We start from the raw sequence: 19,324 nt of genomic DNA, 5'->3' as shown, positions 1-19,324 counted from the left end.
TGAGTTGGTGTCGGACGCCCGGCGCGTCGCGCGCTTCATCCACGGGTACGGGTTTACGGTGGGCCACATCATGCGTACGACGGTTGGTCCCCTCTCACCCGCGGTCTACTGGCGGCGGCGTGCGGTAGTGCTCGGCGCCCTGCTGCTGGGCATCATCGTGTGGTTCGTGGCGTGCTCGCACGAGGACGACACCTCGCCGAACACCAAGAACGCGTCGTCGTCGCTGCCGACACCGGCCCCGGCCAAACCGTCGGTCTCGGCGTCGCCCACCCCGTCCGGCCTGCTCGACTCGGCCCCGCCCGGCGGCCAGTCCTATCCGGACCCGGACGCCGCGCAGTCCCAGCAGACCCTTCCCGGTGACGACGGCGGTCTGCTGCCGACCACCGCCGGCGGCGCCAACGGGACCGGGAGCAACACCAACGTCAACGAGCCGGCCGACGGCTCCTGCACCGATGCCGAGATGCTGGTGACGCCGGTGCCGGCGACCGCCACGATCAAGCGCGGCGCGCCCCTGTCGATCACTCTGAAGATCAAGAACGTGGGTACGCGTACCTGCACCCGTGACGTCGGCGCCGACCCGCAGGAGCTCTACCTCGACCAGGGCGCGCAGACGGTCTGGTCATCGGACAAGTGCAGCCCGGCCCGGGGCAGCGACGTGCAGTCGTTCCCGCCCGGCGTCGAGCGCGAGTGGCACATCACCTGGAACGGCCGGCAGTCGACGACGTGCAGCCTCTCGTCCGCCGCCGGCCCCGCCCCGGAGGCCGGGCAGTACCAGCTGCGCAGCCGCCTGGACCAGATCAGAAGCAAGCCGGTCACCGTGACCATCACCGCCTGATCCCGGGTTGGTCGCGGCACTCGAGCTGTATCTGGACATCGACGCCACCCGGCGGGTCCGGACGCTGTGGCGTGCCCTGGAGTCCGAGGGCATCCCGACCCTGGGGTCGCTGCATCAGAAGCACCGCCCGCACGTTTCGCTGGCCGCCGCCCGGACGATCGATCCGGTGGCCGCTGCCACCGCTCTCGACGGGCTCGCCGTGGGCCGCGGGCTCACCCTGCGGATGGATTTCGCCGGCCAGTTCGTCGGCCGGGTGCTCTGGCTCGGCATCACCATGACCGGGGAGCTGCTGGACCACCACCGGGTGGTGCACGAGCGGCTCGCGGCCGGCGGGGTGGAGATCTGGGAGCAGTACCAGCCGGGCCGGTGGGTGCCGCACTGCACGGTGTCGCTGCGGGTGCCGAACCCGATGATGGCCCCGGCGATCCGCCGCTGCCTGGAGATCCTGCCGCTGACCGCGACGGTGACCGGAGCGGCGATCGCCGACCACGCCAACGACATCGCGCACCCCGTGTGACCCCGCCGGCCGTGACACAGCGTCAGGACCGACACCCCGCCGGCATCACCCGGAAGAGGTTCGCCCGCGACGCCCGGCCGGGCTTCCGCTCGCGGTTTCCCCCGTTTCCGGTACGCCCGGAGCCCGCCCGCTCAGACGTAACGCTCGAGTATCGACGCCTCGGCGAGCCGGGACAGCCCCTCGCGCACTCCCCGTGCCCGGGCGTCACCGACCCCCTCCACCGCCTGCAAGTCCTCGACGGTCGCCCCGAGCAGCCGCTGCAGGCTGCCGAAGTGGTCCACCAGCCGGTCCACGATCTGCGCGGGCAACCGCGGCACCTTGGCCAGCAGCCGGAACCCACGCGGTGACACCGCCGCGTCCAGCGCGTCGGAGGCGCCCGGGTAGCCGATCGCCTTGGCCACCGCGACCAGGTCGATCATCTCGGTGGCGGTGAGCAGATCCAGCTCGACCAGCGCCTCGTCCAGGGTGCGTGCCTTGCGCCCGGTCGGCAGGTAGTCCCGGATCACCAGGGTGCGGTCGGCGTCGACGCCGGCCATCAGCTCGTCCAGCTGCAGGGCGAGCAGCCGGCCGTCGGTGCCCAGCTCCACCACGTAACCGGAGATCTCGTCGGCGATCCGGCGGACCATCTCCAGCCGCTGCACCACGGCAACCGCGTCCCGGACCGTGACCAGGTCCTCGATCTCCAGGGCGGAGAGCGTGCCGGACACCTCGTCCAGCCGCAGCTTGTAACGCTCCAGGGTGGCCAGTGCCTGGTTGGCCCGGGACAGGATGGCCGCCGAGTCGTCCAGGACGTGCCGCTGGCCGTTCACATACAGCCCGATGATGTGCATCGACTGGCTCACCGAGATCACCGGGAAGCCGGACTGCTTGGCCACCCGCTCCGCGGTGCGGTGCCGGGTGCCGGACTCCTCGGAGGGGATCGATGGGTCAGGCATCAGGTGCACCGCCGCCCGGACGATCCGGGTCCCGTCGCTGGAGAGAACCACGGCGCCGTCCATCTTGCACAGCTCCCGCAGCCGGGTGGCGGAGAACTCCACGTCCAGCGGGAAGCCACCCGTGCAGATGGTCTCGACGACCGAGTCGTAGCCCAGCACGATGAGCGCGCCGGTGCGGCCGCGCAGGATCCGTTCCAGGCCGTCGCGCAGGGCGGTGCCGGGCGCCATCAGGGCGAGGTTCGCCCGGATCGGATCGCTGGCACCCCCGGTGAGACCGATGCCGGTCAGTGGGGCCACCGCGCGGTGGCCCGCGCCGTTGACGCCGGGGCGCGGCGTTGAACTGGCGGCGGACTTGGAACCATCGCGGTCGAGCGGCACCGGTACAGTCTACGAACCTTCATCACGCGCAACGAGGCATGGTTCGATGAATGCTCCGTAGCGTGATGATTTGTCACTCTGGGTCACCGAGTGCTGTGCTCTGCCGAGGCGCGAGCCGCGTTCTGCAGGGCCGAGCGCAGGTCGCCGACCTCGATCACCTCCAGGCCCTTGGGCGCCCCGGCCTCACCGCTGAGGCTGCCCGGCGGCACCAGGGCCACCCGGAACCCGAGCCGGGCCGCCTCGGCCAGCCGCCGGCCGATCGCGCTCACCCGGCGGATCTCCCCGGTCAGCCCCACCTCGCCGATCGCCACCAGGGTCGGCGCCATCGCCAGGTCCAGCCCGCCGGAGGCCACCGCGAGAGCCATCGCCAGGTCGGCGGAGGGCTCGGTGAGCCGGATGCCGCCCACTGTCGCCGCGAACACCTCACGGTTGTAGAGCTTGATCTGCTTGGTGCGGCGCTCCAGCACGGCCAGCACCATGGCGAGCCGGGCGCTGTCGAGGCCGGACACCGTGCGCCTGGGGGAACCCTGCACCTCGGCACCGATCAGCGCCTGCACCTCGGTCACCAGCGCTCGCCGGCCCTCCATCGCGACGGTCACGCAGGTGCCCGGGACCGGCTCCTGATAGCGGGTCAGGAACAGCCCGGACGGGTCGGGCAGGCTGCTGATCCCGCCCTCGTGCATCTCGAAGCAACCCACCTCGTCGGCCGCGCCGAACCGGTTTTTCACCCCGCGGACCAGGCGCAGCGACGAATGCTTGTCGCCCTCGAAGTGCAGCACCACGTCGACCAGGTGCTCCAGCACCCGGGGACCGGCCACCTGGCCGTCCTTGGTGACGTGACCGACCAGGACGGTGGCGATGCCCCGCTCCTTGGCGATCGAGACCAGCGCCGCGGTGACCGCCCGGACCTGGGTGACGCCGCCGGGCACGCCCTCGGTGCCGGGCGCCGAGACGGTCTGCACCGAGTCGAGCACCAGCAGGCCCGGTTTCACCGCGTCGAGGTGCCCGATGACCGCGCCCAGATCATTCTCGGCGGCCAGGAAGAGGCGCTCGTGCAGGGCGCCGAGCCGCTCGGCGCGCAGCCGGACCTGGCTCACCGACTCCTCGCCGCTGACCACCAGCGACGGCGTGCCGGCGCCGGTCGCCCACTGCTGGGCCACGTCGAGCAGCAGCGTCGACTTGCCCACCCCGGGCTCACCGGCGAGCAGGACCACGGCACCGGGGACCAGGCCGCCGCCGAGCACCCGGTCGAGCTCGCTGACGCCACTCGGCACGGCCCGCGCGGGCGCGGCGCTGATCTGCGAGATCGGCCGGGCCGGCTCGGCCGGCATGCGGGAGCTGACCACCCGGCCGGAGACCCCGACGGTCACCGTGGACTCGATGACCGAGCCCCACTCGCCGCACTCCGGGCAGCGGCCCAGCCATTTCGGTGGCTGATGGCCGCAGGCGTCGCAGACGTAGGCCGGCCGGGCCGCCTTGGAACTGGTTCGCGAGGATGTCACCCGGCCAAGTTAGCCGCCGGGTACGACAACGTCACTCGCCCTCGGTGTGCTCGCCCGTCGTGCCGGGCGCCCGGGAGGCCGCGGTCGCCGGGATCGCGACCGGCGCCTGGATGGCCAGGTCGGGCTCGCCGGTGCTGAAGTGGAAGACCAGGTTCACGTTCTGCCCCGGCTTCAGGTCGTCGGAGAGGCCGACGAGTTGCAGCTTGTTCGCGTCGGTGGGCCGGAACAGGGCCTGGCCGAGCGGGGCGATCTTGACCTGCGCGGCGGTCACCGCCGCCGACGGCGCGGCGGCCGGAGCGGACGGCGTGGCCGAGCCCTCCGGGAGCGCGCCGGACGCGGACGGGGCCGCACCGGACTGCGACGGGGCAGCGCCGGACTGCGCCGGGGCCGGCGTGGCCGCGGTGACGAAGCCCACCTGCCGCGCCGAGACGACCTGCGGCTGGTCGACCGGCTCGCTGGTGATCGAGACGGTGACCTCTTTGTCCGACTGGTTGTAGAGGCTCAGCTCGAGCGGCGCGTTCTCGCCCTTGGCGTAGCCCTTGATGCCGTTGTAGACCACCTGGGCGTTGCGCACGAAGACGCTGCCCTTGGCGGACTGCGCGTTGACCCCGGCGATCGGGGTGTCCAGGATGGCGGTCTCGGCAACCTGGCCGGCCGAGCACCCGGCCAGCGCGATGGCACCGACGGTGGCGACACCCGCGACCAGGGCGGCGCGACGGGTTACCAGCGAGCGCATCACGATCCTCCAAATAGCGACACCAAGGTGTGAGATCAGCCTAGTGGGCGGTAATCCGTCGCGTGCGGCGACCCATCCATCCGGGCTCCCGTCTTGCCCTCCGGCCCGCGTGGATCACACCACCGGCCCGCTGGAGATGAGCAGGAGGACGTCGATCAGGGCCACCACCATCACCGCGCGGAACAGCGCCACCTGGCGTCCCCGGGCTCGTCCGGCGGCATACCACCCGATCGGCAGCACCACCACGGCCGCCGCTCCGGCCAGCCAGCCGGTCACCGACGGCGCTCCGGGCGGCCCGAGGACCAGGACGGCCGTCGCGCCCAGCAGCAGCACCGCGGCGGCCAGCCGGGAACCGCCGGCGCCGATCCGGTGCGGCAGCCCGCGTACCCCGGTCGCCGCGTCGTCGGCCAGGTCGGGCAGCACGTTGGCGAAGTGCGCGCCGGCGCCGAGCAGCCCGGCCGCCGCGACCAGCCAGACCGGCGGCGCCGGATGCCCGGGCAGCGCCACCACCACGAACGCCGGCAACAGGCCGAACGCCACCAGATAGGGCAGCACCGAGAACGGCGTGGACTTCAGCGGCCAGTCGTAGGACAGCCCGACGAACCCGGCCACCCCGATGGTCACGGCGGCGGCCGCGCCCAGCGGAATCGCCACGACCGGCGCGGCCAGGGCCGCGATCAACCCGGAGATTCCTACGGTACGGTGAGAGACCGCGCCCGTGGCGACCGGTTTGTCCGGCCGGCCGGTGTGCCGGTCCCGGTCCGCGTCCAGCCAGTCGTTCACCCAGCCCACCGCGAGCTGGGTCGCGGCCACCGCGAGGGCCACGCAGAGCAGGCGCCGGCCGCGGTGTCCCGCGCCGGCGGCGAGCAGGGTCATCACCAGGGTGACGGCGGCACCCGGTTCCGGATGGGCGGAGCGCAGCAGGGCGAGCGCACGGGACATGGTGAGCAGTCTGCGTCCGAAGGTGACGGTCAGGCCAGGAGTTCCTGTCGTTCCCGGTGAGACCTCGGTGACCTCATGGGACCCGCTGTCCCCGCCCCGCCGGGCGCCTCGCCTGGCTCGCCAGCTGGCCTTTCGCCGACTTCTTCCGGTCGGCGCCGCGGTGTTCCCGGGGTCCGTTGTCCACAGGTTCGCCGCCGTCCGGTGGTGCCGCGGCGGGTATCGTGCCAGTCTCGATCACATGCTGTCGATGCGGCGTAACGATCCGTGCCAGTACGACGACCTGGCCGGCGAGTGGTGGCGGCCGGGCGGCCGGTTCGAGCTGTTGCACTGGCTCGCCGCGGCCCGGGCCGAGCTGATCCCACGCCCGGCCGAGCCGGGCCGGATCCTGCTGGACGCCGGCTGCGGCGGCGGCCTGCTCGCCCCGCACGTCCGCGACCTGGGTTACCGGCACGTCGGCGTGGACCTGCGCCGATCCGGCCTCGCCCTGGCCGCCGAGCGGGGCGTGACGCCGGTCGGCGGTGACGTGGCAGCGCTCCCGCTCGCCGCCGACTCGGCCGACGTGGTGGTGGCCGGCGAGATCCTGGAGCACGTCCCCGACCTGCCCGCGACCGTCGCCGAGCTGTGCCGGGTGCTGCGGCCCGGCGGCACGGTGGTGCTCGACACGCTGAATTCCACCGGGCTCAGCCGGTTCATCACTGTCACCCTGGGCGAGCGGACCGGCATGGCACCCGTCGGCCTGCACGACCCGGCGCTCTTCGTGTCGCCGGCCCGGCTGCGTGCCGAGTTCGCCAGGCACGGTGTCCGGCTGGCGTTCCGCGGCGTGCGCCCGAGCCTGTCCGGGCTGCTCCGGTGGCTGACCGCCGGGCGGACCGGGAATGCCCGCCCGCTCGGGCGCATGCTGCCCACCTTCTCCACCGCGGTCCTCTACCAGGGCCTCGGCCGCAAGTCGGCCCACCATCCCTCGGCCGGTCAGGGGCCTCAGCCCGCCGGGGCTTCTGCCACCCGCGACGGTGGCCGGCATCCGGGTCCGCGCGAGAGCCGGGCGCCCGACCGTCGTTCCCGTCCGGCCGGCGGTGGCGACTATCCGGCCTGGCTTGACGACCGCTCGAGCGGGCGGGCGGCACGGGCCGCCGCCGGGGATCGTGGTGGCAGGTGACAGCCGTGTCCGGAGCGGTGATCAGCGGGCTGGGCGTGGCGTTGCCGCCCACCACGGAGCAGGACGCGCTGTGGGATGGCTTCTTCGCCCAGCACTACGCGAGCGGGCGGCGCGGACTGGCCCGGCGGATCTTCGCGAACTCCGGGGTGGTCACCCGGCAGGCCGCGGTGAGCCCGTTGCTGGAGGACGTCTCCGAGTGGTCCACCGAGCGCCGGATGCGCCGCTACCAGGACGAGGCGGTGCCGCTCGGCCGGGCCGCGGCGAGCCAGGCCCTGGCCGACGCCGGGCTCACCGCGTCCGAGCTGGGACTTTTCGCGGTCTGCTCGTGCACCGGTTACGCCACGCCCGGGCTGGACATCCTGCTCGCCCGCGACCTGGACATGTCACCGAACGTGCAGCGCCTCTTCGTCGGGCACATGGGCTGTTACGCCGCGCTGCCGGGGCTGGGCGCGGCCAATGACTTCGTGGTCGCCCGCGGCCGTCCCGCGCTGTTGCTCTGCACCGAGCTGACCAGCCTGCACATGCAGCCGGCCGGGACCGGCGCGCTGGACGTGCAGCAGATCGTCTCGCACGCGCTCTTCTCCGACGCGGCGGCCGCGGCGGTGCTCACCCCGGCTGCCCGGTCACTGCCGGGGTACCAGGTGCGCGAGGTCGTCGCGGTCACCGACACCACCACGACCGGGCACATGACCTGGGAGGTCACCGACCTCGGGTTCCGGATGGGGCTGTCCCCGGAGGTGCCGGCCGTGCTCTCCGTGCACGTCCGGGAGCTGGTCGACGTCCTGCTCGACCGTCACGGACTCAAGATCGACGAGGTGGACGGCTGGGCGGTGCATCCCGGCGGCCCGCGGATCCTGGACGTGGTGCGCGAGCGGCTGGGCCTGGAGGAGTCGGCGCTGGCGGCGTCACGGGGCGTGCTCTCGGCGTACGGTAACTGCTCCTCACCCACCGTTCTCCTGGTCCTGAACGCACTCCGCCGCGCCCCGCGCCCGCCCCGCCGGGTGGTGATGCTGGCCTTCGGTCCCGGCCTCACCCTCTATGGCGCCCTGCTCGAATTCTCTACAGTCACCCCGGAAGCGGCGAAAGGGATGGATGGCTAGCAAGCGGCCAAAAGCCGGGTCGCAACCGAACCGGCGAAACGCACCCGCCGCGCCGGAGGCAGGCGAGCCGATGACGTGAGGTCGCGAGCGGGTCCGGTGCCGGCGACGGGCGCGGCGATGGGGTGAAGTCGCGAGCGGGCCGGTGCCGGTGGCAGGCGGGGCGATGACGTGATGTTGCGAGCGCGACCGATGGCCGGCGGGGCGATGGCGTGAAGGTCGGGCGTGCTGGAGGCGGACGGGGGAGTGATGTGACCGGTGCGCGGGCACGCGGGGTGGTGCTGCACGGCGCGGCTGCCCTGCTGCTTGTGGTGGGGGGAGCCTGGTGGTGGTCGGCGCGGCCTCGGTCGGCGGCTGATCCGCGGCTGCTGGATTGGCGGCTGACTGCCGAGCGGCTGCTGCCGGACACCGGCGAGCAGGAGGCGGCGGACACCATGGTGCTGGCCGCTGGTGCAGACTATGCGAAAACAGACGATCTGGACGGCGGGGCGTTTCTGGTCTCGGTGGTGTGCGCGGGGCCGGACGGCAGTCTGGTCCGGGTCAGCCTCGGCGAGGGCGACGAGGATTCCGGGCGCGGCTTGCACTGTTCCGGGTCGCGGACGCCCGAGGTGTTCAGCGTCGGCGTGGGCACCCAGCTGCGCCTGCGGGTCGTGGTCGACAAGATCGGCCCGGTGATCTTCCGCTACACGCTCGAGCGGAGCAGCCCCGGCTAGGCCTTCGAACGGGCATGCCGGTGATCTGGGTCGCCGTGTGCGCGATCGGTGCGTTCGTGGGCGGTGGTCGATGCGGGGCCGGGTGGGCGTACCGGAAAACGGGGTGACCGGGATCGGGCGGCGCACCTGGGGCTAGAGGCGGTCGAGGTCGGACTGGAACGCGGTGACCGAGACGACGTGCTGGTAGAGGCGCAGGACCTCGCCGGTGCTGTTGACCACGAAGGTCGCGGCGCTGCCGTCCTGGGTGGTCAGGCCGGCGCGCTCGCGGAGGTGGCCGGTCGGGTCCTGGAGGTAGAGCACGGTCTTGCCATCCGAGCGTGGTGTCTGCGCGGTGGTCAGGCCGCCCTGCGGATTCTGGCCGCCGGACGCGCTGCCCTGCTCGGTCTGAGCGCCGGGCGCACCACCCTGCGGCGTCCGGGCGCCGGGTGCACTGCCCTGCGGGATGGGGGCCGCATCGCCTCGGGGCGGGGCGGCGGTGGTCGGATTGCCTCGCCGGGTGGGGGCGGTGGTCGAGACGGCAAGCACCGACACGTGCGGGCGGACGGCGGCGACCGTGTCGGCGATCAGGCGGTCGCAGTCGCAACCGTCAGTGATGATGACGACCATCGGTTTCTGCCCGAGGAGGGGCACGGCCTGGCCGTCGGGGCCGATCAGGTCGAGGGCGGGCAGGGTCTTGCCGGGTGCCGCGGAGGTGCCGGAGGTGCGCTGGGTGGCCGGCTGCCGGGGCGTGCCGGGCCACGCCGAGGCGAACAGGCTCGCCACCGTCACCAAAATCGCCATCGAGACGATCAGGACCGGGGCGCGCAGCAGCAGGGTGGCGGCCCGGCTCAGCAGGCGGACCCCCGGACGGCGGGCGAATCGCTGCCAGCGGTTCGGCGGGGGAGCCAGGTGCAGCTCGGCGCGCACCGCCTCCACCTCGTCAGACAGCTCTGAGAGGTCGTCGGGGATGACGATGACGCCCCACTCCTCAGGGAGGTCGGGCAGCTCGTCGGGCGAACCGCCGTCGGGCGGCCAGCCGCCGTTGTCGCTCGCGCCTGCCATGACTCACCTCCCCCCTGGCCGACCAGATCTTGCTTCGGTCGGGGAACTTCCGTCCAGCGTCTCGCACGCTACGCCGCATCGCCAGTGGTGTCGTGGCATGGACCGCAGGGATACGCTTGATCTGGCAAAGCCATCAGGTCCGGAATTTCCGACTCGTTGGCTGGAGTCGTGATGTCTTGGTCACTTTGAGTTACTTAGGCAGCTTCCGGCTTCGCTGTCAAGCGGTAGAAAGCCCCGTCACAGGGCCTCTGAGCTGCACTAACAGTGACCGTCAGGGCGAGACACCGTCGCTTTGGCGTGTTACCCTAGACACAGCGAAAGGGGTTTCGAACCTATGGTTTTCAGTGTCGGCGAGACCGTTGTTTACCCCCACCACGGGGCCGCACTCATCGAGGCAATCGAGACTAGGGTCATCAAGGGCGTTGAAAGGCAGTATCTCGTTCTGCGTGTCGCCCAGGGCGATCTGACGGTCCGGGTGCCCGCTGAGAACGCCGAGGAAGTCGGCGTGCGCGAAGTGGTTGGCGAGGAAGGCCTGGGCAAGGTCTTCGACGTCCTCCGCGCTCCGCACACCGAGGAGCCGACCAACTGGTCGCGGCGCTACAAGGCCAACCTGGAGAAGCTCGCTTCCGGCAACCCGCTGAAGGTTGCCGAGGTTGTTCGTGACCTCTGGCGTCGCGAGCGGGAGCGCGGTCTCTCGGCAGGCGAGAAGCGCATGCTCGCGAAGGCCCGCGACATCCTGGTCGGCGAGGTGGCCCTCGCCGAAAAGAGCACCAAGGACGAGGCTGAGGTTCTGCTCGACAAGGTCCTCACCGAGGCCTGATACACCGACGCATCCCTCATAGCACCATGTACGCCGACCGCGACGTGACCGCGCAGCTGAATGCTCGCGGTGACGTCGCGGTCGTCGTTCCAGCCGCGGGCGCCGGTGTCCGGCTCGGTCCGGGCGCGCCCAAGGCGCTGCGTCTGCTCGACGGGGAGCCGCTGCTCGTCCACGCGGTGCGCCGGCTTGCCGCGGCGCCCTCGGTCCGGATGATCGTGGTGGCCGCGCCGCCGGCCGACGTCGAGGCGGTGCACGACCTGCTCGCCCCGGTGGCTCCGGTCACCGTGGTGCCCGGCGGTGCCGAGCGCCAGGAGTCGGTCGCTGCCGCGCTCGCGGTGGTCCCCGACGAGGTGGCGATCGTGCTGGTCCATGACGCGGCCCGCTGTCTCACCCCGCCCTCGGTGGTCGAGCGGGTGGCCGCCGCCGTCCGGGCGGGCGCCGACGCGGTGATCCCGGTTCTCCCGGTGGTCGACACGATCAAGGAGGTCGGCGCCGACGACACCGTGCTCGGGACTGTCGACCGGTCGGTTCTCCGGGCGGTGCAGACCCCGCAGGGCTTCCGGGCCACGGTGCTGCGCGCGGCTCACCGCGCCGCCGCCGACCTGCACACCGACGACGCCGGCGCGGTGGAGAAACTCGGCCGGCCGGTGCTCTGCGTGCCCGGCTCCGACCTGGCCCTGAAGATCACCCGCCCGATCGACCTGGCCCTGGCCACCCACCTGCTGGCCCTCCCCGACCCGGACGCCTGAGGCGACCATCCCCGGGACGGCTTCGGGCCGACGCGCATGCTGTCGGCGTGTTTCGGCCGTTAGGGTGACGGGGTGATCATTCCGCGGGTCGGTGTCGGGACCGACGTGCACGCGTTCGACGCCGACCGGCCCTGCTGGGTGGCGGGGCTGGAGTGGCCCGGAGAGCCGGGACTCGCCGGCCATTCGGATGCCGACGTTGCCGCGCACGCCGCCTGCGACGCCCTGCTCTCCGCGGCCGGGCTCGGCGATCTGGGCGGCAATTTCGGCACCAGCCGGCCGGAGTGGGCCGGTGCGGCCGGGGTGACCTTGCTCGCCGAGTCGGCCCGGCTGGTGCGGGCCGCCGGATTCGCGATCGGCAACGTGTCGATCCAGGTGATCGGTAACCGCCCGAAGATCGGCAAGCGGCGCGCGGAGGCCGAGAAGGTGCTCTCCGCGGCGGTGGGCGCGCCGGTGACGGTCGCCGGCACGACCACGGACGGGCTGGGCCTCACCGGTCGCGGGGAGGGCCTGGCCGGCGTCGCGGTGGCGATGGTCTACAGCGAGATGGCGGCCGCGACCCCCGGGTAGCCGGGCCCGATGAACCGTGTGCTTCGCCACGCGTCCCGGGGCGGCCGGCCGAGTAGTCGCGGGTGAACCACCGTGTGCCGGGCGGGTGGGCGACAACGGGTGGTAACCGTCACGGCGAGCTGGGCCGGGATGGTCCGGCATGATGACGATCATGACTGTCGTCCTGCCCGATGTGGCACGAAGATTGATCGACAACCCTACCTATGCGGTGCTCAACACGATCAATGCCGACGGCACCCCGCAGTCGACAGTCATCTGGGTGAAGCGGGATGGGGACGACGTTCTCTTCTCCACGATTCGCGGGCGGCGCAAGACCCGGAACATGGAGCGCGACCCGCGGGTGTCGATCTGCGCCTTCGACCCGGCGCAGCCGTATTCCTACTGCACTGTCGAGGGCGTGGTGACGCTCCGCGACGACCCGGCCGACCTGATCGGCGAGCTCAGCTACAAGTACGCGAACGAGCCGTGGACCAGCGACAGCCCGGAGACCGTGCGGGTGGTGTGCCGGCTCACCCCGACCCATGTGATTTACAGGTAGACCGCCTACGCTCGGACGGTGCCCGCCCCCATGGAGCCCGAGACCACGCCGGAGGACCACCGCCAGCGTGCGCTTCTGCTCGCCGACCTCGGCCGTTACGACGAGGCCGCCGACGAGATCGCGGCCGGCCTGAGTGCCGCCTCGGCCGGCTCGTCCGGCGCCGCCTCCGCCGGTGGCACGCCCACCACCCTCGGCGCGGGGCCCGGCCCCGGTGCCACGTCCGGCGCTCATGCCACGCCCGGCGCCGACAAGGAAGCAGACGCGAACTTGTGGGCGGAGACGCGCGGCGGCGCGGACGCGAGTGGGCAGGCGGACCCGGGCGCGAATGCGGACGGCGGTGGTAAGCCGGACCCGGGCGCGAGGGGAGGCGCCAGCGCGGACGCGGACGCTAGCGGGCCGGCGGACCCGGCCGCGGACGGCAGTGGGCCGGTGGACCCGAGCGCCGGGGCGGGCCGGGGAGCGGACGCGGGCGGGTGGCCGGACGGGAGCGCGTGGGCGGGGGCGTACCCGGATGCGGGTGTCGCTTCGGGGACCGGCCCCGCCGAGACCGGCCTGCTGACCACACTTGCCCGCATCCACCTGGCCGCCGAGCAACCGGTCGAGGCGCTCGCCGCCGCCGACCGGGCCGCCGCGACCGCCCCCGGCGAGCTCTCCTCACTGGTCGTGCGGGCGATGGCGCTGACCGACAGCCGGCGGTTCGCGGAGGCCGCTCAGGTGGCCGGCGAGATCTTGCGGACCTGGCCCGAGGAGCCGTACGCGCAACGCACCGGCGCCGCCCTGCTGAGCGAGTCGCGCAACGGCCAGGAAGCCCTGAACGCCGCGTGGAACGGCGTCCGGGTGGCGCCGACCGAGGCCGAGGCACACCTGGTGCTGGCCGTGGTGGCGGCCCGGCTGCGGCTCTTCGACCTGGCTCAGCGGGCGTACGCGGAGGCGCTTGACCTCGATCCCGCGATCGGCGACGCCGGGCAGGACGTGGGGATCGTCCGGCTGGAGCGGCGCCGCTGGGCGCGGGCCTTGGAGGAGCTGGCCGAGGAGGCCTCGCTGGGTGCTGCGCCGGCCGGTCCGGCACCGGGACCGGGGATCGACCCCGCCGCGACGTCGCAGCAGGTCCCGCCGTCCCGACCGGTCTGGTCCGAGCCGCCGGCGGTCAGCCGCCCGCGCCAACCGGTGCTCGACGTCTCCGCCGATTCGGCCGAGGCGGTCCGCGAGACGATCCGGTACGGCGCGAACGGCACCCTGGTCGCCGCCGTGCTCACCGCCGCGATGACCCTGGTCAGCACCGGTATCTCCCGGGCCTGGGCCGGCCTGATCGGCCTGCTGGTCTTCCTCGCCGTGGTCCTCTGGTTCCGCAGCCGCCTCACCGAGCCGGCCGGCCGGGTGCTGTCCCGGCTCCGCGCCGGCGACCGCCGGCTGGCAGTCGCGCTGTATCTGACCCTCGCCGCGCCGCTGTTCCTGGTGGCGTACGCGGCGGTCGGCGGCCTGCCGACACTGATCGCCGGCATGGTCCTGGCCGCGATTGCCGACCTGGTGGTCCTGACCAGCCGCCGCTGAGAAGTGGCCCGGCCGGAACGAGGGCCGCGCAGGGGTGCGAGACAGCGCGTCTGGAGCGCGGACCCGCTGGAGAACGGCCGGTGGTGGGTGCGCCGAGGGCAGCGGGGCGACATATCAATCGCAATATATGGAATTGGTGGCCGGCCGGGCGTACCGCATGCGCCGCACGGCCGGCCCGAAACCCGTCCCGGTCTTCCGGATTCCGGCGTCACCGGCCGAGAAACCGCTGCCCACGCGCGTGACGGTCGAGACGGCCGGGTGGGCGGTCCGACTCGCATGGTTGTCCGCTTCGTGCGTGGTCCGTTAGGTTCGGATCGTGTCGACGATGGTGCCTCCGCTGTATGCCGGGCTCGTCGATGACGCGTCCCTGCTGCCGCCCAGCCTGACCGGCCTGGCCGACGCCGAGGCGAAACATCGCGAGCACGCCGCGGCGTGGTATGCGGATCTCATCGGCGCCCTGCTGGTTCCCGCGTCGGTGGTCGGCGCCGAGCCGGTGGCCCACGTCGCCGCCGCGCTGATCGGTGACATCCCGCTCGGCGCGCTGCCGGCGACGGTGGAGAAACTGCGCGCCGCCGGCATGCTGATCAAGCACGTCGAGGCCGCGGTGGCCCGCCGCGGCGAGGATCCCCAGCCCGGGCTGTCCCTGTTGCGTGCCCTCGCGGCCAACGAGCGCACCCGGCACAGTGAAGCCGCCGACGAGAGCGCGCCGAGAAGCGACCAAGGGGCTGAGACCGGGGCCAGCCGGGTCTGGGCCGAGATCCCCCTGAGCTGGGGTCTGATCGGCGCCCTCGACGCCGTCGCCGACGCCCGTGCCGAGGGCCTGTCGATCGCCCCCAAGTTCCGGGTGGGCGGCCTGGCCGCGGAGCTCTTCCCCACCCCTGTCGAACTGGCCGCGGTGATCTGCGCCTGCCGCGACCGCGACCTCCCTTTCAAGCTGGCCGCCGGGCTCCGGCACGCCACCCGGCACACCGACCCGGAGACCGGCTTCACCCACCACGGCTTTCTGAACGTGCTGGTCGCCACCCTGCTGGCGGTCGACGGCGGCGAGGTGGCCGAGGTGGCCGAGGCGCTGGCCGCCACCCATCCGGTGCCGCTGGTCGAGCCGGCCCGGGCGCACCGCGACCTGCCGCGCCCGCTGTTCACCGGCTTCGGCGCGGCCAACGTCGTCGAGCCGCTCACCGAGCTGGTCCGGCTCGGCTTGATCAACGGCGGCTACCAGACCTGAGGCCCGGCAAGGCCGCGAAGCCCGAGCCGGAAAGCCGCAGCCCGGAGAAAGTTGCCAAGGTTGAACCCGGAGAAGCCGCGAGGGCCGGGCAAGCGGACTGATCCCCCTGGATCCCACCTGACATACTTCCGCCCGTGACCAGGGTGCTGCTGCGAACCTCGGTGGCCTTGCTCCTGCTGCTGGCCACGGTGCTGGTCGGCTGGCGGATCCTGGAACCGGCCGAGGTCCTGGCGACCGCCGAGACCCCTTATCCGGCCCCGACCAGCGCCACTCGCCCCCGGGTCACCAGCGGGCTCAGCCTGGCGCCGCTCCTGTTCGAGGACCGCCTCCGGCTCTACGGCTCCAAGCACCAGGTCCGCGCGGACGAGCCGGTCACCGGCCGGTTCGTGCGGACCGCGCGCTGGTCGCTGCGCCGCTGGCCGCAGCAGCTCAGCGGGGTGGTGACGAGCGGGACGACGGTGGTCAGCCGGTGGTCCGACGGGCTGCTGGTGGGGCAGGACGGGCGTACCGGGAAGGTCCTCTGGCGGACGAGCGGTCCGGACGCGCCGGACTATGCCGGACACCGGACCGGCGCCGCGGCCGTGTGGTCGCCGCCGGGGCTGCGGACCGGCGCCGGGATCGTCGTGGTCGCCCAGGGTCAAGATCTTTTCGGGTACGACGTGAGCACCGGCACCGAGCGCTGGCACACCGCGACCCCGCCCGGCTGCACCGGCGGTTTCACGACCGGTGACCGCTACCTCTGCGCGACCGGCGGCTACGACCTGGGCAGCGGGGCGGCGCTGCGGTCCGGGCCGGCCGGGCCGTTCACCGCGCTCGGCTGCCCGGTCGCCGGCTCGGACTGCGCCGGGTTCCGGGACGGCGCCGGCCACGGCTGGCTGACCCGCGGCGGGGTGCCCCAGCGGTCCGTCGCGCTGGACTCCCCGGCCGTCACGATCGCCGGCGGTGTTCCGGTGTCGACAGCGAACGGGCTGGTCACCGCGTATCGGCCGGACGGCGGCGTGAAGTGGACCTGGCCGGCCACCGGCGTGCGGGTGCTCGGCGGCAACTCGACCAGGATCCTGCTGATGACGCCGCGGCGGGAACTGGTCGGGCTGGACGCCGCCACCGGCGAGCGACGGTTCCAGTTCGGGTTGTTCTTCGGCAAGCAGGAGGGCGAGCGGGGGAACGGCGAGTGGGTGGCCTCGGGCGTGCTGGTCTCCGAGCGGTTCGTGGCGATCGAGCGGAAGAACGCCACGGCGCCCGACGACCCGGACTCGCCGACGTACTACTTCAGCTCCGAGTCGGTGCTGCTCGCGGCGATCTGAGGCCTTGATCACGGCGGGTTCCGCGATCGCCCCGAACCGGACCTGGAATACTTCACGCCCGTGACAAGGGTGCTGCTGCGAGCTTCCGCGGCGGTGCTTCTGCTGCTGGCCTCCGCGCTGATCGGCTGGCGGGTGCTCGGCCCGGCCGAGCGACTGGACACCAGTTCCGCGCCGTACCCGCCGCTGGTGGTCTCCGCCCCCGGCGTGCAGGGCCGGATCGGCGTGGCTCCGTTGATCTTCAACGACCGCCTCCGGATCTATGCCGCCAAGCATCAGCTGCGCGCCGACGAGCCGGTCTACGGCCGGGCCGTCTACACCAGCCGGTGGTCGCTGCGCCGCTGGCCGCAGCAGCTCAGCGGGGTGGTGACGAGCGGGACGACGGTGGTCAGCCGGTGGTCCGACGGACTGTTGGTGGGGCAGGACGGGCGTACCGGGAAGATTCTCTGGCGGACGAGCGGTCCGGACGCGCCGGACTACGCCGGACACCGGACCGGCGCCGCGGCCGTGTGGTCGCCGCCGGGTCTGCGGATCGCCGCCGGGTCCGTCGTGGTCACCCAGGGTCAAGATCTTTTCGGGTACGACGTGAGCACCGGCGCCGAGCGCTGGCGGGCCACGCCGCCGGCCGGGTGCGTGGACGGCTTCACCACCGCCGGTGGGGTGTACGTCTGCGCGACCGGCGCCTACGACGCCACCAGCGGCCGGCCGATGGCGAACTGGCCGGCCGGGCCGTTCACCGCGCTCGGCTGCCTGGTCGCCGGCTCGAACTGCGCCGGGTTCCGGGATGCCGCCGGCCACGGCTGGCTGGCCGCGGCCGCCACGCCCCGGCGGGCCGCCGCGCTGGACTCGCCGGACGCCACGGTCGCCGCCGGAGTCGTGGTGTCGGTCGTGAACGGCGTGGTCACCGGGCACGACCCGGACGGCGCGGTGCGGTGGACCTGGCCGGGCGAGGCCCGCGTGCTGGGCGGCTCGTCGAGCCTGGTGCTGCTCGTCCGGCCGGACCATCACCTGATCACCCTGGAGGCCGCCACCGGGCGGCAGACCGCTGACGTCCGCCTCGCCTTCGGCAAGGAGGACGACCTCTGGAAGTTCGGCGGTTACCAGATCGCCGAGCATTACCTGGCGATCGAGCGGCGCCGGCTGGACGGGCCGGACGACCCGGAGTCGCCGATCTACTACTACACGACCGACACGGTGCTGCTGGCCGGCTTCTGAGCGGTCAGCGCCGCGCGCCGGCGGCGGCCTCGCCGGCCGGACGCTCGGCGTCGCGGTGCGTCAGGATCCGCCGGGAGAGCACGAAGGTGACCGGTACGGCGGCCAGGGCGGCCGTCAGCGGGGCGATCCGCTCGTCCACGTGCGCCCACTCGACCAGCACCAGGACGCCGAGCGAGGTGACCACGAAGTTGGTCAGGTTGGTCAGCGGGAAGAGCAGGAACTTCCGCCAGGTCGGCCGGGTGCGATAGGTGAGGTGGGTGTTCAGGAAGAACGAGCCGACCATGCTGATCAGGAAGGCGAGCACGTAGGCCGGGTAGTACGGCAACCACCCGCGCAGCAGCAGGTAGCACAGGTAGAACGTGCCGGTGTTGAGCACGCCGACGGCGGTGAACGTGGCGATCTGGAGCAGCGGTACCCGCATCAGGCGGGTCGTCCCGTTGTCGCCTCCTCGACGGCCGGCCAGCGCTCGTCGGGCCTGGTGAGCCGCTGCGACAGCATCGCCGGGACGCCGGTGCCGCCGCCGCGGAAGGGATCGCGCGGCACGTTGGTCTCCTTGACCAGGAAGTGCGGCCGGCGCTTCGACTCGTAGTAGATCCGGCCGATGTACTCGCCGACCAGGCCCAGCATCGCCATCTGCAGGCCGCCCAGGCCGACGATGGCGACCAGCAGGGTCACGTAGCCCGGGGTGTCGATGCCGTCGACGATCGCCTCGCCGGTGATCCAGGCGGCGTAGAGGCCGGCCAGCACGGTCAGCGCCAGGCCGACGTGGATGCCCAGCCGCAGCGGCCGGTTGTTGAACGAGATGAGCCCGTCGAGGCCGTAGTTCAGCAGCGAGCTGAAGCACCACTTGGTGGCGCCCGCCTCGCGCTCGACGTTCTGGTAGTCGAAGGTGACGGTGTCGAAACCGATCCAGGAGAACAGGCCCTTGGAGAACCGGTTGTACTCCGGCAGGGACAGCAGCGCGTCGACAGCGGCCCGGGAGAGCAACCGGAAATCGCCGACGCCGTCGGTCAGCTCGACGTCCACCACCCGGTTGACGAACCGGTAGTAGGTCTTGCTCAGCAGGGTGCGGAGGAACCGGTCGCCCTTGCGGGTGCGCCGCGCCATGACCTGGTCGTGCCCGAGGGCGTGCAGTTCGAGCATCCGGCCGATCAGCTCCGGCGGGTGCTGCAGGTCGGCGTCCATGATGACGACCGCGTCGCCGGTCGCCTCGCGCAGCCCGGCCAGCATGCCGGCCTCCTTGCCGAAGTTCCGGCTGAAGGAGACGTAGCGGGTGGTCTCCGGGTTCTTCGCGGCGAGCGCGCGCAGGCGCCGCAGCGTCCCGTCCGAGCTGCCGTCATCCACGTAACACAGCTCGTGGTCGACGGCGAGCTCGGTCAGCGTGGCGCGCACCCGCACATCGAAGAGATCAATGACGTCCTCCTCGTTGTAGCAGGGGACGATCACTGAAAGACGCATGGTGCCCACTCCCGCCGTGTGATCCCCGCAGCCGGTCGTCCGGCCGCT

General features: G+C 72.7%; 19 protein-coding genes and 1 pseudogene. 13 read left to right on the top strand and 7 right to left on the bottom strand.

All coding sequences use genetic code 11. From position 1 onward, the window contains the following. The first annotated feature begins 70 nt into the window (after positions 1–70). On the top strand, positions 71–835 hold the full coding sequence (locus tag Actob_RS41925; RefSeq protein WP_284917507.1) for an adhesin: 765 nt from the start codon (positions 71–73) through the stop codon (positions 833–835). A gap of 7 nt (positions 836–842) precedes the next feature. Continuing rightward, complete coding sequence (locus Actob_RS41920) at positions 843–1,352, top strand: 2'-5' RNA ligase family protein (RefSeq protein WP_284917506.1); 510 nt, start codon at positions 843–845, stop codon at positions 1,350–1,352. Positions 1,353–1,483: 131 nt separating this feature from the next. On the opposite strand, the gene disA is transcribed toward Actob_RS41920, so the two are convergent. From disA to Actob_RS41900, 4 genes are all read right to left on the bottom strand, one after another. Beyond that, on the bottom strand, positions 1,484–2,584 hold the full coding sequence (gene disA / locus Actob_RS41915; RefSeq protein WP_407653749.1) for a DNA integrity scanning diadenylate cyclase DisA: 1,101 nt from the start codon (positions 2,582–2,584) through the stop codon (positions 1,484–1,486). Between the two features lie 164 nt (positions 2,585–2,748). Beyond that, complete coding sequence (gene radA / locus Actob_RS41910) at positions 2,749–4,167, bottom strand: DNA repair protein RadA (protein ID WP_284917504.1); 1,419 nt, start codon at positions 4,165–4,167, stop codon at positions 2,749–2,751. 31 nt (positions 4,168–4,198) lie between these two features. After that, on the bottom strand, positions 4,199–4,903 hold the full coding sequence (locus tag Actob_RS41905; RefSeq protein WP_284917503.1) for a hypothetical protein: 705 nt from the start codon (positions 4,901–4,903) through the stop codon (positions 4,199–4,201). Positions 4,904–5,017: 114 nt separating this feature from the next. Then, positions 5,018–5,845 carry a UbiA family prenyltransferase gene (locus tag Actob_RS41900; RefSeq protein ID WP_284917502.1) on the bottom strand — a complete coding sequence of 276 codons (828 nt, stop codon included), beginning with the start codon at positions 5,843–5,845 and terminating at the stop codon, positions 5,018–5,020. Positions 5,846–6,083: 238 nt separating this feature from the next. On the opposite strand from Actob_RS41900, the pseudogene Actob_RS41895 reads away from it, so the two are divergent. The 3 genes and pseudogenes from Actob_RS41895 to Actob_RS41885 form a co-directional block, all read left to right on the top strand. After that, positions 6,084–6,791: pseudogene (locus Actob_RS41895) on the top strand (methyltransferase domain-containing protein); the annotation flags it as partial. A gap of 206 nt (positions 6,792–6,997) precedes the next feature. After that, positions 6,998–8,101, top strand: a complete 1,104-nt coding sequence (locus Actob_RS41890) for a type III polyketide synthase (RefSeq protein ID WP_407653505.1) — start codon at positions 6,998–7,000, stop codon at positions 8,099–8,101. A gap of 248 nt (positions 8,102–8,349) precedes the next feature. Next, positions 8,350–8,811 (top strand): DUF6023 family protein, encoded by a 462-nt coding sequence (locus tag Actob_RS41885; protein WP_284917501.1) that lies wholly within the window; start codon positions 8,350–8,352, stop codon positions 8,809–8,811. Between the two features lie 132 nt (positions 8,812–8,943). Here Actob_RS41885 and Actob_RS41880 read toward each other — a convergent pair whose 3' ends face one another. Then, positions 8,944–9,852, bottom strand: coding sequence for a hypothetical protein (locus Actob_RS41880; protein ID WP_284917500.1), 909 nt, complete (start codon positions 9,850–9,852; stop codon positions 8,944–8,946). 334 nt (positions 9,853–10,186) lie between these two features. Here Actob_RS41880 and Actob_RS41875 point away from each other — a divergent pair, with 334 nt between their 5' ends. From Actob_RS41875 to Actob_RS41840, 8 genes are all read left to right on the top strand, one after another. After that, positions 10,187–10,672, top strand: a complete 486-nt coding sequence (locus Actob_RS41875) for a CarD family transcriptional regulator (RefSeq protein ID WP_014447856.1) — start codon at positions 10,187–10,189, stop codon at positions 10,670–10,672. Between the two features lie 44 nt (positions 10,673–10,716). Further along, a complete protein-coding gene (ispD, locus tag Actob_RS41870) occupies positions 10,717–11,421 on the top strand; it encodes a 2-C-methyl-D-erythritol 4-phosphate cytidylyltransferase (RefSeq protein WP_284922511.1) in 705 nt (234 codons plus the stop codon). Positions 11,422–11,493: 72 nt separating this feature from the next. After that, the gene (ispF, locus tag Actob_RS41865; protein ID WP_284917499.1) at positions 11,494–11,988 is read left to right on the top strand and encodes a 2-C-methyl-D-erythritol 2,4-cyclodiphosphate synthase; all 495 of its coding nucleotides are present in this window, start codon (positions 11,494–11,496) and stop codon (positions 11,986–11,988) included. 151 nt (positions 11,989–12,139) lie between these two features. Then, positions 12,140–12,526: a PPOX class F420-dependent oxidoreductase gene (locus tag Actob_RS41860; protein ID WP_284917498.1), complete on the top strand. Its 387-nt coding sequence runs from the start codon at positions 12,140–12,142 to the stop codon at positions 12,524–12,526. 18 nt (positions 12,527–12,544) lie between these two features. After that, positions 12,545–14,077: a tetratricopeptide repeat protein gene (locus tag Actob_RS41855; protein ID WP_284917497.1), complete on the top strand. Its 1,533-nt coding sequence runs from the start codon at positions 12,545–12,547 to the stop codon at positions 14,075–14,077. 316 nt (positions 14,078–14,393) lie between these two features. After that, positions 14,394–15,302, top strand: coding sequence for a hypothetical protein (locus Actob_RS41850; RefSeq protein ID WP_284917496.1), 909 nt, complete (start codon positions 14,394–14,396; stop codon positions 15,300–15,302). 134 nt (positions 15,303–15,436) lie between these two features. Then, a complete protein-coding gene (locus Actob_RS41845; protein ID WP_284917495.1) occupies positions 15,437–16,606 on the top strand; it encodes an outer membrane protein assembly factor BamB family protein in 1,170 nt (389 codons plus the stop codon). A 60-nt stretch (positions 16,607–16,666) separates the two neighbouring features. Then, entirely contained in the window at positions 16,667–17,818 is a 1,152-nt protein-coding gene (locus Actob_RS41840; protein ID WP_284917494.1) for an outer membrane protein assembly factor BamB family protein, read from the top strand. 4 nt (positions 17,819–17,822) lie between these two features. Here Actob_RS41840 and Actob_RS41835 read toward each other — a convergent pair whose 3' ends face one another. Both Actob_RS41835 and Actob_RS41830 read right to left on the bottom strand, forming a co-directional pair. Continuing rightward, complete coding sequence (locus Actob_RS41835; RefSeq protein ID WP_284917493.1) at positions 17,823–18,239, bottom strand: GtrA family protein; 417 nt, start codon at positions 18,237–18,239, stop codon at positions 17,823–17,825. Then, the gene (locus tag Actob_RS41830; RefSeq protein ID WP_328518405.1) at positions 18,239–19,285 is read right to left on the bottom strand and encodes a glycosyltransferase family 2 protein; all 1,047 of its coding nucleotides are present in this window, start codon (positions 19,283–19,285) and stop codon (positions 18,239–18,241) included. Before Actob_RS41830 ends, Actob_RS41835 begins: the two co-directional genes overlap by 1 nt. Positions 19,286–19,324 lie beyond the last annotated feature (39 nt).

This window comes from Actinoplanes oblitus, from assembly GCF_030252345.1.
Classification (GTDB): Bacteria; Actinomycetota; Actinomycetes; order Mycobacteriales; family Micromonosporaceae; genus Actinoplanes; species Actinoplanes oblitus.
Note: the sequence above shows the minus strand (reverse complement) of the source record. Positions and strands in the feature narration are given on the sequence as shown.

Excerpts from the sequence above, each read along its gene's own strand:
- Actob_RS41905 (WP_284917503.1), bottom strand. The coding sequence starts at position 4,903 with ATGCGCTCGCTGGTAACCCGTCGCGCCGCCCTGGTCGCGGGTGTCGCC.
- Actob_RS41880 (WP_284917500.1), bottom strand. The coding sequence starts at position 9,852 with ATGGCAGGCGCGAGCGACAACGGCGGCTGGCCGCCCGACGGCGGTTCG.
- Actob_RS41900 (WP_284917502.1), bottom strand. The coding sequence starts at position 5,845 with ATGTCCCGTGCGCTCGCCCTGCTGCGCTCCGCCCATCCGGAACCGGGT.
- Actob_RS41835 (WP_284917493.1), bottom strand. The coding sequence starts at position 18,239 with ATGCGGGTACCGCTGCTCCAGATCGCCACGTTCACCGCCGTCGGCGTG.
- Actob_RS41925 (WP_284917507.1), top strand. The coding sequence starts at position 71 with ATGCGTACGACGGTTGGTCCCCTCTCACCCGCGGTCTACTGGCGGCGG.
- Actob_RS41875 (WP_014447856.1), top strand. The coding sequence starts at position 10,187 with ATGGTTTTCAGTGTCGGCGAGACCGTTGTTTACCCCCACCACGGGGCC.
- Actob_RS41860 (WP_284917498.1), top strand. The coding sequence starts at position 12,140 with ATGACTGTCGTCCTGCCCGATGTGGCACGAAGATTGATCGACAACCCT.